Here is a 14,373-nt window from a genome sequence, read left to right as displayed (position 1 = left end):
GCAATCTCGCATCGATCGTCAAGGGATAGCTGCTCGTAACTCCGCCCCATGGCAACACCTCCTCGAGGAAGTGTTGCACTTCGTTTGTGAACTCAGGGGACCCATACCGCGTGATCTGGCGATGACGCTCGGTATCAGTACCAAGCTTTCCTGGCTGGTAGTCTTCGCTAAACTCCTCCCTGTGGTTATGGGTCCCCGCGTTCGCGGGGACGACCGTGGGGAGGCAGCTTGGCCATGGACCGCGAATTCCTGATCGACCTGTTCACCGATTTCGGCCCCGTCACCATCCGAAAAATGTTCTCCGGCTACGGCATCTCCGCCGACGGCATCAACTTCGCGCTCGCCTTGCGCGCGGGCCTGTTCTTCCGCGCCGACGAGGTCACCATCCCGGACTTTGAAGCGGAAGGCTCGAAGCCGTTCCAGTATTCGACCCGCGCCAAAACCGTGCTGGTGAATTCCTATTGGGAACTGCCGGCGCGCCTGTTCGACGATTCCGAGGAGCTTGCGCAATGGGCGAGGGCAGCGCTCGCCGCCGCCCAGCGCGCCAAGGTGAAGAAGCGGCCGAAGGGGAAGAAGGCGGTGGCGCCGAAGAAGGTCGTGAAGAAGCCGCCGGCGAAGAAACAGGCAGCCAAGAAGGCGGTTCGTAGGGTGGGCAAAGCGAGACTCGTCCGCCGTAGCTCGTAGAGCGAAGGCGGAAGCGTGCCCACCGTTCAGGATAAAGGTGCTGGAGAGATGGTGGGCACGGCGCTTGCGCGCCTTTGCCCACCCTACGAGACCTCAGTACACCGCCTTGGTCAGTCCGACCCTCATGTCCTTGGCCATGAAGACACCGACCCCATCGGCCAGCACGCGACCGTCGGCAATTCCGAGCACCAGCTTGCCGCGCCGGACCATGCGCATGGCGACCTCGTAGCGCACGCATCGCGTATCCGGTGTGACGAACCCTGTCGCGTCGACCTCGCCGACGCCAATGGCGCGGCCCTTGCCTGGTGAGCCCGACCAGCCGAGCCAGTAGCCGATCATCTGCCACATCGCATCCAGGCCGAGACTTCCCGGCATCATCGCGTCACCGCGATAGTGGCAATCGAAGAACCAATGGCCGGGCAAAATATCGAGCTCGCCGACGATGTGGCCCTTGCCGAACTCGCCGCCGTCCAGGCTGATTTCGGTGATGCGATCCATCATGAGCATCGGCGGGGCCGGCAATTGCGCGTTGCCCGGGCCGAAATAGCCGCCGTCGCTCGATCTCAGCAGTTCGTCCCTGGTGTAGGACTGTTGCGGTGTGTGAAAGTCATGGGGATTGGGCAAGACGACAAGTCCTCTCGACGCTCGCAGTCGGGCGGCGGGGAAGATGTCGTTCGGCGGATTGGAATGTCAAGCGCCGGCCGTCTCTTCGGCGCGCTGCTTCGGCGTCAGGCCACCCGGCTGTGCGACTCGATCGCGAATTCCGGATCGGCCTCGCAGATCACGCGGTTGCGCCCGTTGCGCTTGGCGGCATAGAGGCAGGCATCGGCACGCTCGATCAGCGCGTCGGGGTCGTCGCCCTGCTTGAGCATGGAGACGCCGACGGAGATGGTGACGCGGCCGAGGATCTCGCCGGTCGATTTCTTCTTCAATTCCTTCGCCATCACGGCGCGGCGGATGTGATCTGCAACGGTGAGGGCCTGGCGCAGCGCCGTGTTGGGCAGCAGGACCGCGAATTCCTCGCCGCCATAGCGCGCGGTGATGTCCTGTCCCTTGATGGTCTGCTTCATGGACAAGCCGACCAGCCGCAACACCTGGTCGCCGGTGAGATGGCCGTAGGAATCGTTGAACGATTTGAAATGATCGATGTCGAACAGCAGCAGCGACAGTGGCTCGCCCGAGGCGAGCGCGCTCTGCACGGCCATGCCGATCATGCGATCGAAATATTTGCGATTGCCCAATCCCGTAAGCGGATCGGTCAGGCTCTCGGCGCGGATCGCCTCCAGGCTCTGCTGGAGATTGCTGATCTCGTTCTTGGACAGGGTCAGCCGGTCTTCCAGCGCCTTGTTGGTCTCGCGCATCTCGCTGGTCGAACGCAGCAGCGTCTCGACGATCGACTTGATCTGGTCGCGGCTCTTGGCCGACGACAGTTGCTCGGTCGCGCCCGACAGGCTGGCATCGTAGGAGCCGGTCATCCCGAGCGCTTCGCTCAGCACCGTCATCACGTCGTCGATCTCGCCGATGACGCGTGCGCCGACCTTGTCGATGCGGTCGGTGGTCTTGATGTGGGAAAGATAGGTCTCGTAGATCTGCTCGAGATCGCCTTCGGTCAGCTTGCCGTGGCGCGCCAGCGTCTCGTTGATGATCTTGTTGAGCGGTGCGTTATAGCCGGTGGCGTAGACGTACCAGATCTCGTAATTGCGGGGGATTGCGGTCTGTCGAAGCGAGCGGATCTGACCGAGAGCCACTTCGGCGAACGCCATCGTGCGTTCGTGTTCGTCGAGCACCTTGACCACTGAACATACCCCACAGCGGTCGGTGCGCCATCGACCGCGGCAATACTTAAATTATGTTCGCAGGCTAACGGACGATCGTGAACGCTCTGTAAACAGACGTTCGCGAATGCATCAGAATAAGTGTGAAGCGGCTCAGCTCAACCGAAGTTGAATCGCGCCGGCGCGTCAGGCGCCGGCGGGAGAACGCACTGGCCGGAGCAGAAACGCCGGAAGGTGCGAGTGATCGCCGGGCTCGGTATCGGCCTCGCGCTGGCGGCGCGGCTCGGGGCGGCCGATCGACGGCACATGCGATGGATTGGCTTGCTGGCGCGATCCACCGCGCGGCTCGGATGATTGCTTCGCTTCACGCGGAGGCCTCGCCTCCCGTGCGGGCCTCGGCTCACGTGCAGGTCTCGCTTCAGGAGCGGGCTGTGTCTCTGCGGAAGGCCTCGCCTCGCCGCGCGGTTCGCGGGGCTCGTGGCTGCGCTCACGATCGCGGCCACGCTGCGGCTTGCCGCGTCCGCCGCGGGAACGTTCACGGTCGCGCCCGCGCGGTTCGCGCGAACGTGCGCTCTGCTCGCCTGCGTCCGCGGGCACTTCGAAATCGCCCTCGGCGCGCGGAATGCTCTGGCCGATCAGCTTCTCGATCGCCACCATCGACTTCTGGTCGAGCGGCGTCACGAGCGAGATCGCCATGCCGGACCGGCCGGCGCGGCCGGTGCGGCCGACGCGGTGAACATAGTCGTCGGGGTGGTGGGGGACGTCGAAATTGAAGATGTGGCTGACCTCAGGGATGTCGAGGCCGCGGGCGGCAACATCGGAGGCGACCAGCAGCGGCAGTTCGCCCTTGCGGAACTGTTCGAGCGCCGCCGTGCGGGCCGACTGGTCCATGTCGCCATGCAGGGCGCCGACGCTGAAACCATGCTTTTGCAGTGATTTGTGAACGACGGCGACCTCGCGCTTGCGATTGCAGAAGATGATCGCGTTCTGGAGATCCTTGGCCTCGCGCAGCAGGCGTCGGAGCAATTCACGCTTCTCATGCGCCTCGCGCCCGGCCGGGACCTGACACTGCGTGACGGTCACGGCGGTGGTGGCGGGCTTGGAGACCTCGACCTTCTGCGGATTATGCAGGAAGGTCTCGGTGATGCGCCGGATTTCCGGCGGCATGGTCGCGGTGAAGAACAGGGTCTGCCGCGTGAACGGGACGAGCTTACAGACGCGCTCGATGTCAGGAATGAAGCCCATGTCCAGCATGCGGTCGGCTTCGTCGATGACGAGCAGCTCGACGCCGGTGAGCAGGAGGCCGCCGCGCTCGGTGTGGTCGAGCAGGCGGCCGGGGGTGGCGATCAGCACGTCGACGCCGCGCGTCAGCTTGGCATCCTGGTCGCCGAAGGAAACGCCGCCGATCAGCAGGGCGACGTTGAGCTTCTGGCCGGCGCCGTAGCGGTCGAAGTTTTCCTTCACCTGCGCCGCGAGCTCGCGGGTCGGCTCCAGGATCAGCGTGCGCGGCATGCGCGCGCGGGCGCGACCCTTTTCGAGGATGGTGAGCATCGGCAGCACGAAGGCCGCGGTCTTGCCGGTGCCGGTCTGGGCGATGCCGAGCACGTCCTTGCGTGCGAGGACGTGGGGGATCGCCTGTTCCTGAATGGGGGTGGGGGTGGTGTAACCTGTGGCCGCCACTGCGGCGAGGACTTTTTCGGACAGTCCGAGATTTGAAAAGGACATTGAGCCTCTGGTCGAAACCGCCGTTCGGAATCGAGGGTAATTAAGGCTGTCGCGTTCCACCCCGAAACGGCGCGCTCTCAAAGAAGCTGGGGGTGCTGACTCACGCGAACAAAGCGCAAGGCTCAAGAATCGGTCTTCGATCTGAGCCGCGTCGCCCCGGAACATAGGCGGGAATCGGCCAAAGTCAATGGAGCGGGCGCGGGAAGACCCTAAAAAACCTGATGTTTTTGCTCAAATAGCGGGCCCGGCTGGGCTTTTCCGCCTCCACCGTTAACCGGGCGATAGCTGCCGGAGGGACGGCTAACGCCCTTCCGGGCCCCGGGCCCGGAAATCGCCGGGGGCCATTCCGTAGGCGGCGTTGAAGACCCGGTAATAGGTCGCCAGGCTCTCGAAGCCGCAGGAGGTCGCGATATCAGCGATCAGCCGGTCCGGCGCCTCACGCATCAGGCGGCGGCTCTGTTTCAGGCGTTCGTCCGTCACGGTCTGCGAAAAGCTCTTCGCCGCGGCTTCGAACAGCATGTGCAGGTGACGCACGGACACGCCGAGCTGGTCGGCCACCATCGCCGGCGCCAGACCGGGGTCTTGCAGATGGCGCGCGATCAGGCGCCGCGCCTGCGAGAGCCGGGCGGTCCGTAGCGCGGCCTGCCCACGGCGGCTGCCGGGTCGCACGATGCCGCGCTCGATCAGCGCCAGATGGGCCAAGGCCTGGACGAGCGAGGCTTGATCCAAGGAGGTCTGGGCGACTGAGGTCGCATCAGTGGCGCCGTTATCGCCTGCGGCGGCCTCATCGAGGTCGGCGAAGCAGGCGCCGAGCAGGGGCGCCAGGCCGGGATCGTTGAACGTCCGGGGCGCAAGCTCGCGCATGCGCCTGTCCTGCGTGGAGAGGCTGCTCACGGGGATCTTCAGGATGCGCAGGTGGAAGCCGCCTGCGCCGAGCGGCGCGGTGCGATAGGGCTGGTCGGTATGGCTGGTGGCGAAGCTGCCGTTGGCGATCGCAAAGTCGCCGGTGCGCATGCCGCCGAACCAGCCGCCGCTGCCGAGCTGCTGGTAGACGCAGATGCTGTCACCGGGCGCGTAGGCGATGTCGGAGTTGCTGCGCTCGACCGTGTAGTGCGACGCCTTCAGCTCGACGAGCCCACCGCCGCCGAGCTGGCGCAGCGAGAATTCGCCGTAGAAGTCCGCGCGGCGTTCGCGCTCGAGTTCAGCGGTGACGCCGAACAGGCCCTTGGACCGGACCTCGCGCCAATAGTCGAACCGGTCATGCGGCTCGACCTCGTCAGTACACCATCGATACACGGCAGCCCCCGCTTGCAGCGCGCAGCTGCCTAGAAAAAGCAGATTCCGGAGGAATCTGCCATAGTCCTGATGACGGAACCCGAGGGCTCTCGGCGTTGAACCGTCGACATGGCTGGACCGACTATCTTCAACGGCAGAGGGTTCCAATGAATCGCTGTTCGAGGGGGCCGGCGGAGCGCCGTTCTGCAACGGGAATTTTACGATGACGCGTCGGCTTTTCAGAATTCTGGCGGCCCTTGGCCTTGCGGTGAGCCTGAGCGGCTTCGCGCTGCCCGCACAAGCCGAGAAACGCGTTGCGCTCGTCGTCGGCAACAACGACTACAGGAACGTCCCCAAGCTCCTCAAGGCGGTCAACGACGCCCGTACCATGGGAGATACACTGAAGCAGCTCGGCTTCTCGGTGATGGTCGCCGAGAACCAGAGCCGGCAGCAATTCTCCGAGACGCTGCTCGCATTCGACAGGACGATCGAGCCCGGCGACACCGCATTCTTCTTCTACGCCGGCCACGGCTTCGAGATCGCGGGCCAGAACTACCTGCTGCCGACTGACGTGCCCGCGGCGACCGAAGGGCAGGAAGAGCTGGTGCGCGACGCTTCCATCCTGGCCGACCGCATCGTCGAGCGCCTTCAGAACAAGAAGGCGCGCACGTCGATCCTGGTGTTCGACGCCTGCCGCAACAACCCGTTCGAGCGCAAGGGCACCCGCGCGGTCGCCGGCGGCGGCGGCCTCGCGCCGATGGTGCAGCTGCCCGAAGGCGTGTTCTCGGTGTTCTCCGCAGGTCCCCGCCAGACCGCACTCGATCGTCTCTCCAACGACGACGCCAATCCCAATTCGGTGTTCACGCGCACCTTCGCCAAGGAGCTGCTCCAGCCCGGCGAGAACCTGGTGCAGGTGGCGCAGCGCACCCGCCGTCTCGTCAGCGAGATGGCCGACACCGTCAAGCACAGGCAGGTGCCGGTCTATTTCGACCAGATGGTCGACGACGTCTTTCTCAGCGGCGTTGCCAAGGACGCCACCGCCACCGCCGCTGCACGCCCGGCCGATCCGCCGCCGCAGAAGCTCGCGGCTCTCCCGCCGGTGTCGGTACCGCGCGTGCCGAAGGAAGAAACCACCAATGCGCCGATCGCCAGCTTCTCGCGGCACAATGGCGGCTGGAGCGTGGTGTTCTCCTTCGCCGACCCGACGCTCGGCATTTCCTGGCGCATGGCCGGCAATGGCGATTTCCGCGAGACCGGCTTCATCGACACGCTCGATCCGCGCACGCGCAAGCGGATGCCGAACCCGTCGATCGAATTGCCGCCGGATGCGCAGGCCGGCACCATCGAGGTCCGCTATGTCGATCAGTCCGGCGACATGCAGGGGCCATTCCCGATCCGGTTCGATCCCGAAGCCGCGCTGATCCGCGACCAGCGCAAGATTCTCGACATGACCGCGACGAGCTGGCTGTCGTTCCGCGAGTTCAACGGGCTGCTCGTCTATTACACGCACCTCGTGTCCTACCGCTGCGCCATCCGCGAGGTGCGCATCGGCATCGACACCGCCGTTCCGAACCAGGTGTTGAAGATGCCGGGCTGCGACATGCGCGATCCCAGCGCGATCAGCGCCGGCATGCCGCTCTACATGAAGCTTGCCCCGGCGACGCAGTTCGTCTCGGTGGAACTGACCTACCGCGACGGCAGCGTGTCGGAAATCAAGAGTTTTCGGGCCGCGAACCGCAGCAACAACTGAGCGGTCTGCGGTTCCATTGTTGGGCGGCGAGCGCGGTTGGCGCGGGAAACTAGCCGCGACGCTTCCCGATGTAGCGCTTGATGGCGTCGATCGCTTCCATCAAGGGTGGCGCAAGCGAGAAGAACGTCCCCATGGCGATCGAGATGACCACATGGCGAAGCAGGACCTTCTCCTGTTCCTCGAACGGATAGCCGTTCTGGTCGATCCGTGCCGGCGCGAGCGTGCCCGCCTCCTGAGGATCCGGCTTCCGCGGCTTGCGCGGCGGCAGCATGATCACGACGAAAAGCACGTTGATCAGTAGCCAGATGCCAAGCACTATCAGTATGGTGCGCAACGCGGGATCATCCTGAAATCAATCGAAATTATCAGCAACGCTACCGGCCATTCGGCATTGCGGCAAACCAATTCCGGCTTGTTGCACTGCACAGAGTACTAAAGTTGTAAGCGAGGAGTTGATGACGGAATCTGATACCCCAGAGCACACCGTGCGTCACTCCGTGAGAGCCCGATGTTGCATCGTCGGCGGCGGGCCGGCCGGCATGATGCTCGGCTATCTCCTGGGACGCGCCGGCATCGACGTCGTGGTGCTGGAGAAGCATGCGGATTTCTTCCGCGACTTTCGCGGCGACACCGTGCATCCCTCGACGCTCCAGGTGATGGACGAGCTCGGCCTGATCGATGGGTTCCTGAAGCTGCTGCACCAGCGCCTGCAAATGATGGACGGCCTGTTTGGCGGCACGCCCGTGCGGATCGCCGATCTCCGCCGGCTCCGCACCAAGTACCCGTTCATTGCCTTCATGCCGCAATGGGACTTCCTGAATTTCCTGCGCGAGGCCGGCCAGCGCTTCGCCTCGCTCAAGGTGATGATGAATACGGAAGCCGTCGATCTGATCCGCCGCGGCGAGACTGTCGCCGGCGTGCGTGCGATGACGCCGGAGGGGCCGATCGATATCGAAGCCGATCTCACCATTGCCTGCGATGGCCGGCATTCGACGGTGCGCGAGCGTGCGGGGCTCCGCGTCGAGGAGATCGGCGCGCCGATGGACGTGCTGTGGTTCCGCGTCGGCCGCAAGGCGGACGAGACCGAGAACCTGTTCGCGCGCGTCGAGCCCGGAAAGATGATGGTCACGTTCGACCGCGGCGACTATTGGCAGTGCGCCTATGTCATCGCGAAGGGACAATACGAGGCGGTGAAGGCGAGGGGATTGCAGGCGCTGCTCGACGACGTCGTGCGGATGGCGCCGATCCTTCGATCCGGCATCGCCGATGTGAAGAGCTTTGACGACGTCAAGCTGCTCACCGTCGCGATCAACCGCCTGGCGCGCTGGACGCGGCCGGGCCTGCTTCTTATCGGCGATGCGGCGCATGCGATGTCGCCGGTCGGCGGCGTCGGCGTCAATCTCGCCGTGCAGGACGCGGTCGCGACCGCCAATTTGCTAGCCGACAAGCTTCGGCAGTGCTGCCCAACCGAGAATGAACTCGATGCCGTGCGCCGACGCCGCGAATTCCCGGTGAGGATGACGCAGCGCATGCAGATGATCGTGCAGAACAACATCATCAGCGGCGCCCTGCAGGGCGGCGATCGGCCGCTGAAGGTGCCGCTGGTCGTGCGCCTGATCACTGCGCTGCCATGGCTCCAGGGTATTCCGGCGCGCCTGATTGCGCTCGGCGTGCGGCCCGAGCACGTGCAGTCCAAGGCCGCGCCGGCATCGTAGTGCAGGATGTCGGTAGGGATAACGCGGCGTTAAATCGCGCGCCGCGCGTTGCGTGCGTGCAACAGCGCAAACGGATTCACGTCGCGCCGCTTGCCAATCCGGCGTCTTAACTTTCTTGATTCAAATTTGAGTAAGACCTGCGTGTGACCGTGCGCCCATCAAAGGACACGGGGTGTACCATGCGTAACAAATTGATTGCCGCCTTCGCCTGCACGACCGCTCTGGTTTCGACCGGCGCTGCTTCAGCCGCCGATCTCGGTGCGCGCTACATGAAGGCGCCCGCCTATGCGGAGCCGCTGTTCAACTGGACCGGTTTCTATGTCGGCGGCCACATCGGTGGCGCATGGACCAACGAGCAGTTCATCAACAACGGGACCGGCGCGCCGTTCGGCGATCTCGTTCCGGGCCAGGGCTATCGCCAGCGTGGCGCCGGCATCATGGGCGGCGCTCAGATCGGCTACAACTGGCAGGCCAACAACTACGTGTTCGGCATGGAAGGCACGATCTCCGGCCTCGACAACAAGGGTACGGTCGTCAACACCGCCTTCGGCGCCGCTGACGACATCTTCACCTGGCGCGCCAACGTGCTCGCGACCGTCGTCGGCCGCGCCGGCTTCGCCGTGCAGAACAATTTGTTCTACATCAAGGGCGGCTATGCCGGCGTGAACAACCGTCTCAACGTCAGCGACACCGTTGCGCCCTCGACCGGCTCGGGTGGTCAGACCCACTGGGCCAACGGCTGGACCGTCGGCGCCGGCTGGGAATACGGCATCACCCGCAACTGGATCGTCGGCCTCGAGTACAATTACGCGGCCTTCGGCAGCCAGACCTATCAGCTCGGCGGGACCTCGGGTAACTACACCTTCGATGCCAAGCCGCGCGATATCCAGTGGGCCGTCGTGCGCGCGAGCTACAAGTTCGACGCACCGGTCATCGCGCGCTACTGAGCACGTCAACGAACGACCGAAGCTAAAAAAGTACTGCCAACAACTGAAAGCCCCGGCTCCGTCCGGGGCTTTTTTCTGCCGATTCGCGCGTCGTTGTCGCCACGGGCGGGACGGCGCAGCGGATGGTCATCTCCGGAAATTGACCGTGACGGTGCATAAGGGTGCAGTAGGTAAATAGCACTTGCCTATTTCTGCCCCCACGGACTCCGCGACGTATCGTTTCAGCCATGTCGTTGATGCGGTGCGCGTCGGCGTGAACTACCGCTTCGGTCCCTCGGCCGTCGTCGCAAGGTACTGATCTCTCCGAACGTGAGAGCTTTCAAAGCCCCGGCATCTGCCGGGGCTTTTTCGTCGACCGCGGGCAAGCTTACGCCATCACGGAGAATCCACCGTCGACGGGGATCGCAGTGCCCGTGACGAAGTTCGAGGCGGGCGAGGCGAGGAACACGGCGATGCCGGCGAAGTCGTCGATATCGCCCCAGCGTCCCGCGGGCGTGCGCGCCAGCACGCGCTCATGCAGTCCCGAGACCTGCTGCCGCGCGCCGCGCGTCAGGTCCGTGTCGATCCAGCCCGGCAGGATGGCGTTGACCTGGATGTTGTCGGGCGCCCACGCATTGGCGCACGCGCGCGTATACTGCACGATGCCGCCCTTGCTTGCCGCATAGGCGGTGGCGAAGCTCGCGCCGAAGATCGACATCATCGAGCCGATATTGATCACCTTGCCGTTGCCCGACGCCTTCAGCGCCGGATAGGCCAGCTTCGAGCACACGAAGGCGCTGGTGAGGTTGGTGTCGATCACCTTGTTCCACTCGTCGAGCTCGAGCTCGTGCGGCGGCTTGCGGATGCTCATGCCGGCATTGTTGATGAGGATGTCGATCCGGCCGAGCTCCTTGACGACGCGGTCGATCATGGCCGCGACCGCCGCCTTGTCGGTGACGTCGGTGGTGACGGCAATCGCCTTCACGCCGCGCTCTCTGAGATCGGCAACGGCAGCGGCCGACTTGGTTTCGTTACGTGCGACCACGGCGATATCGGCGCCGGCATCGGCGAGTCCGTGGGCGAGGCCAAGACCGATGCCGCCATTGCCCCCTGTGACGATCGCGACTTTGCCGCGGAGATCGAACCGGTTGGATGTCATATTTGTATTCCCTGGTTTCTTCTATTGGTTGCTCTGCCAGATCAGGACCAGTCCGAAGCCGGCCATGGCTGCGCCATAGCCGGCCCATTGCAACTGGTTGACCATGAAGCTCGACCGCGGCCAGGCGACGGTGCCCGTTCCCTGTCCGATCCAGAGCAGCCCGACGGCGAGGGCAAACAGGCCTGCGATCAGCAGAAATCTGCGCATGCATTCCTCCCCGTTGGTTTGCTTCTGTCGTGGCCTACGGCATCAACGATCGCCGCTTGTCACGAAAACTTCCCGCCAGACTAGCCGTAGCTTCGGTTTGGATACAATGGCTGCGGATGCAGGGCCGCTGGGAGGATCCATGTCCGTGCGGAAGATGATCCGTGGTAGCCCCCTGGCATCGCGGCTGCGGCCACACTGGTGGCGGCCTATGCCGTCATTCCGCGGCGTGCGGATCTGCGGGCGTTCGATCCGGCCGAGATGGCGCGGCTCGAGACCGCGATGTGGCGCGACTATTACGACAAGCGCTATGCCGCGCTGTTCTATCATCTCTACGAATCGACGCGAACGCAGTTCGGCTTTTCGCCGCTAAGAAGCTTGCAGATCGCGCTCGGCGCCGCCGGGGCCGCCAGGACGTTCCAGCCGACGCGGTCACGACCGGAGGCCGATGCGGCCCTGCCAGCGCTCGTTGGATACTACCGGGATTTTGCATCGGCCGCGCCTATGGCATTCGACGCGCACGAGGCCGCCCGTCTCGAGCTTGACTGGTGGCAGGCGCGGCGCGAGGCGGCGGACCCGCGCGACTATGGCCTCACCATCGCACGCGTGACGGCGCTGACCTACGGCAAGAGCGCGGACGATTCCGGCATCAGGCAGTTCGGCATCGCGCGGGCAGAGGCCATGGCGTTTCGCGATGCGCGGGGCGAGGCGATCGCTGAGACCGACTGGGCGGGGATCGAGAACCGGCTTGGAGAGGCGTACCGATCTCTGAAGGCGAGCGTCGGCCGCTGACAATCCGGCAACGAAAAAGCCCCGGACGATGCCGGGGCTTTGACGTCTAACCAGACTGGATCAGGACCTGTCTCAGGAGTTGGGGCGCTTCAGTTGAAGCGGTAGACCAGCGACGTGCTGATGGTCTGGACCCAGGGCTTGAAGGTAATTGCGGTGCCCGTCAGACCCACCGCCGGCGCGCCGAAATTATTGCCCGGAGCAAACGTCGTGGGCCGGGAAATGCGGTCATAGTACGCCGAACGGTATTCGGTTTTCATGAACCAGCCGGGCGCAGCAATTCCGAAAATGTCGAGGTTGTTCTCGACGCCACCGCCAACGAAAAAGCCATCGCGGTGGAAGGAGCCAGTGGTCGTCTGCGTCGCGGTACTGGCGCCCGGTCCCACACCCAGAAACGTCTGAGACGTGCCTGACCATTCCGAACCCGAGTAACCGGCGTTGACGTAAGACAGGACATTGGGCGCAACGAGATAGCCTAACCGCGCGCCGGCCGTGTAGCTGGTGCGAAGCTTTTGGCGGCCTTCCGTTTGCCAGAAGGCGGGGTCGGTCAGCGAGCCACTGATCTCACCGAACTGTCCGTCAGCAAAGACGCCGGCCACCCAACGGCCGTTGAATTGCCAATCGTAACCGGCGCCGACGGTTCCAAACCAGCCGCTGCCGCCCAGGCGCGTATCGCGGGTTATAGCGGTGCCCGCCGGTCCGAAGGCACCGAACCCTCCAGCAACACCAGTGCTCTGGATGTTGCTGTCAGCGGACCACAGACCGCCGCCGCCGCCGCCGAAGATGTAGAAGCCGGTCCAGCTTTGGACGGGCGCGGGCGCCAGAGCCTTCCCATAGGGGCGGGCCCCAAGGTCAGCCGCCGCGGCCGAACCGGTCATCGCCGCCAATGCCGTCAGAGCGAGCAAAAACTTCTTCATGATCAAATCCCAACCTTGGTCTGTTCGGCGCGCGCGCTGAACTTCGAGTCATCGGATGACCAAGCTATAGGCGGTTCCAGCCAAAAAGCTGTTGCCGGTCAGGTACATATGAATTGGGAACGCAGAGCTTGAGGCGACGCCTCCGGACTGGCACGACCCGCTGGGGCACCGCGCACCGGAGCTCTCGATGTATCGAGCCTTGAACTCCGCAAAACAGAAGCCGCAACGAAAAAGCCCCGGACAATGCCGGGGCTTTGACGTCTGAATTTCAGATCAGATCAGTACTTCGCGACGACCGGACCGGTCCAGTTGAAGCGGTAGACCAGCGAGGTCGAGATCGTCTGGTTCCAGCTGTTGGCGCGGATGCTGTTGCCGGTCGGGAGGTTGGTGCCGTCGATCAGTTCGTCCTGGGTCTTGGCGTTGTAGAAGGCCGAACGATATTCGGTCTTCATGAACCAGCCGGGCGAAGAGATGCCGAAGATGTTCAGGCTGTTCTCGACGCCGCCGCCAACGAACCAACCATTGCGGTTGTAGCTGTTGAGGTGGGCACCAGCGGGAACGCCGGCCAGCGTCAGGAAATTGGTCTGGCCGAAGTGAGCGCCGGAATAACCGCCGTTGACGTAGGAGAGAACGTTCGGAGCAACCAGATAGCCGAGGCGCACACCAGCGGCCCAGGAGTCTTCCAGCTTCTGCGAGCCGGTGATGCCGAAGAAGGGATCCTGAACCGTGCCACGGATGCTGCCGAACTGACCGTCAGCGAACACGCCGGCGACCCAGGTGCTGCTGACCTGCCAGTCATAGCCGAGACCGACGGTGCCGAACCAGCCCGAGCCACCCTGGCGCTGGCCGATCGTCAGCGGAACCGCGCCGACCGTGGTCTGGACGGACTGATCGGAGTTCGAGAGGCCACCACCACCACCGCCGAAGATGTAGAAGCCGGTCCAGTTGGCGACGGGCGCCGGAAGCGGGGCCTTCACGTAGGGACGGGCAGCCAGATCGGCCGCCGACGCCGAGCCGGTCATCGCGGCAACCGCGGTGAGTGCGAGCAAAATCTTCTTCATTTCAAAATCCCCAAGCTTTGGTCTGTCCGGCAGGCGCGAGCGCACTGAAGTCCGATTGATCTGATGCCCGGACTATAGCTGCTTTCCGCCGAAATGCTGTTGCCGGACAGGCACAGTCGCCGGGAAACGCCGCTCGGCGAGGATTCCGGGCGGGATCGCCGAAATCAAAAATAGCTCTATTATTACAATATGTTGCGCCATTTTCCGAAGATCGAATTCCGGTAACTTCTCGTTAGCAAATCCGGCTCTGTCCGAAATGGTAGCAATCCTGCCTCAGCCTTGGCGCCGGTGAGTCGTTGGCCGAGTCGTTCCGCCCCAAGATGAGTCGGGTAGCGGACGCGGTCTGGGTCGGGCGCCTCCGCGAGCAGCCGCAAACAAAAAAAGCCCCGGTGT

14 protein-coding genes are annotated in these 14,373 nt (G+C 64.1%); 5 read left to right on the top strand and 9 right to left on the bottom strand.

Going from position 1 to position 14,373, the window contains the following annotated elements; genetic code table 11:
• Window positions 1-234: 234 nt before the first annotated feature.
• The gene (locus IVB46_RS30680; RefSeq protein WP_247344132.1) at window positions 235-684 is read left to right on the top strand and encodes a TfoX/Sxy family protein; all 450 of its coding nucleotides are present in this window, start codon (window positions 235-237) and stop codon (window positions 682-684) included.
• 93 nt (window positions 685-777) lie between these two features.
• Here IVB46_RS30680 and fabA read toward each other — a convergent pair whose 3' ends face one another.
• The 4 genes from fabA to IVB46_RS30660 form a co-directional block, all read right to left on the bottom strand.
• Window positions 778-1,308 carry a bifunctional 3-hydroxydecanoyl-ACP dehydratase/trans-2-decenoyl-ACP isomerase gene (gene fabA, locus IVB46_RS30675; protein WP_247310737.1) on the bottom strand — a complete coding sequence of 177 codons (531 nt, stop codon included), beginning with the start codon at window positions 1,306-1,308 and terminating at the stop codon, window positions 778-780.
• Window positions 1,309-1,412: 104 nt separating this feature from the next.
• Window positions 1,413-2,480 (bottom strand): GGDEF domain-containing protein, encoded by a 1,068-nt coding sequence (locus IVB46_RS30670; RefSeq protein WP_247310734.1) that lies wholly within the window; start codon window positions 2,478-2,480, stop codon window positions 1,413-1,415.
• A gap of 165 nt (window positions 2,481-2,645) precedes the next feature.
• The gene (locus IVB46_RS30665) at window positions 2,646-4,184 is read right to left on the bottom strand and encodes a DEAD/DEAH box helicase (RefSeq protein WP_247344130.1); all 1,539 of its coding nucleotides are present in this window, start codon (window positions 4,182-4,184) and stop codon (window positions 2,646-2,648) included.
• A 300-nt stretch (window positions 4,185-4,484) separates the two neighbouring features.
• The gene (locus IVB46_RS30660) at window positions 4,485-5,480 is read right to left on the bottom strand and encodes a helix-turn-helix domain-containing protein (RefSeq protein ID WP_247310733.1); all 996 of its coding nucleotides are present in this window, start codon (window positions 5,478-5,480) and stop codon (window positions 4,485-4,487) included.
• A gap of 202 nt (window positions 5,481-5,682) precedes the next feature.
• Here IVB46_RS30660 and IVB46_RS30655 point away from each other — a divergent pair, with 202 nt between their 5' ends.
• Window positions 5,683-7,209, top strand: a complete 1,527-nt coding sequence (locus tag IVB46_RS30655) for a caspase family protein (protein WP_247344127.1) — start codon at window positions 5,683-5,685, stop codon at window positions 7,207-7,209.
• A gap of 49 nt (window positions 7,210-7,258) precedes the next feature.
• Here IVB46_RS30655 and IVB46_RS30650 read toward each other — a convergent pair whose 3' ends face one another.
• Entirely contained in the window at window positions 7,259-7,543 is a 285-nt protein-coding gene (locus IVB46_RS30650; protein ID WP_063983514.1) for a hypothetical protein, read from the bottom strand.
• Window positions 7,544-7,664: 121 nt separating this feature from the next.
• Here IVB46_RS30650 and IVB46_RS30645 point away from each other — a divergent pair, with 121 nt between their 5' ends.
• Together IVB46_RS30645 and IVB46_RS30640 are read left to right on the top strand one after the other, a co-directional pair.
• A complete protein-coding gene (locus IVB46_RS30645) occupies window positions 7,665-8,924 on the top strand; it encodes an FAD-dependent oxidoreductase (protein ID WP_247310731.1) in 1,260 nt (419 codons plus the stop codon).
• Between the two features lie 179 nt (window positions 8,925-9,103).
• Complete coding sequence (locus tag IVB46_RS30640; protein WP_071914298.1) at window positions 9,104-9,871, top strand: outer membrane beta-barrel protein; 768 nt, start codon at window positions 9,104-9,106, stop codon at window positions 9,869-9,871.
• A gap of 367 nt (window positions 9,872-10,238) precedes the next feature.
• Here IVB46_RS30640 and IVB46_RS30635 read toward each other — a convergent pair whose 3' ends face one another.
• Window positions 10,239-11,009, bottom strand: coding sequence for a glucose 1-dehydrogenase (locus tag IVB46_RS30635; protein WP_063983511.1), 771 nt, complete (start codon window positions 11,007-11,009; stop codon window positions 10,239-10,241).
• A 21-nt stretch (window positions 11,010-11,030) separates the two neighbouring features.
• A complete protein-coding gene (locus tag IVB46_RS30630) occupies window positions 11,031-11,216 on the bottom strand; it encodes a hypothetical protein (protein WP_007609848.1) in 186 nt (61 codons plus the stop codon).
• A gap of 198 nt (window positions 11,217-11,414) precedes the next feature.
• Between IVB46_RS30630 and IVB46_RS30625 the strand changes: the two genes are divergently transcribed.
• A complete protein-coding gene (locus IVB46_RS30625; RefSeq protein WP_247310724.1) occupies window positions 11,415-12,005 on the top strand; it encodes a hypothetical protein in 591 nt (196 codons plus the stop codon).
• Window positions 12,006-12,094: 89 nt separating this feature from the next.
• On the opposite strand, the gene IVB46_RS30620 is transcribed toward IVB46_RS30625, so the two are convergent.
• Both IVB46_RS30620 and IVB46_RS30615 read right to left on the bottom strand, forming a co-directional pair.
• Window positions 12,095-12,919 (bottom strand): porin family protein, encoded by an 825-nt coding sequence (locus IVB46_RS30620; RefSeq protein WP_247310722.1) that lies wholly within the window; start codon window positions 12,917-12,919, stop codon window positions 12,095-12,097.
• A 278-nt stretch (window positions 12,920-13,197) separates the two neighbouring features.
• Window positions 13,198-13,980 carry a porin family protein gene (locus tag IVB46_RS30615; RefSeq protein ID WP_167767882.1) on the bottom strand — a complete coding sequence of 261 codons (783 nt, stop codon included), beginning with the start codon at window positions 13,978-13,980 and terminating at the stop codon, window positions 13,198-13,200.
• Window positions 13,981-14,373 lie beyond the last annotated feature (393 nt).

The organism is Bradyrhizobium sp. 61 (assembly GCF_023073075.1).
Classification (GTDB): Bacteria; Pseudomonadota; Alphaproteobacteria; order Rhizobiales; family Xanthobacteraceae; genus Bradyrhizobium; species Bradyrhizobium barranii.
The sequence above is the reverse complement of the archived record's forward strand: the minus strand, read 5'-3'. Positions and strand labels throughout refer to the sequence as shown.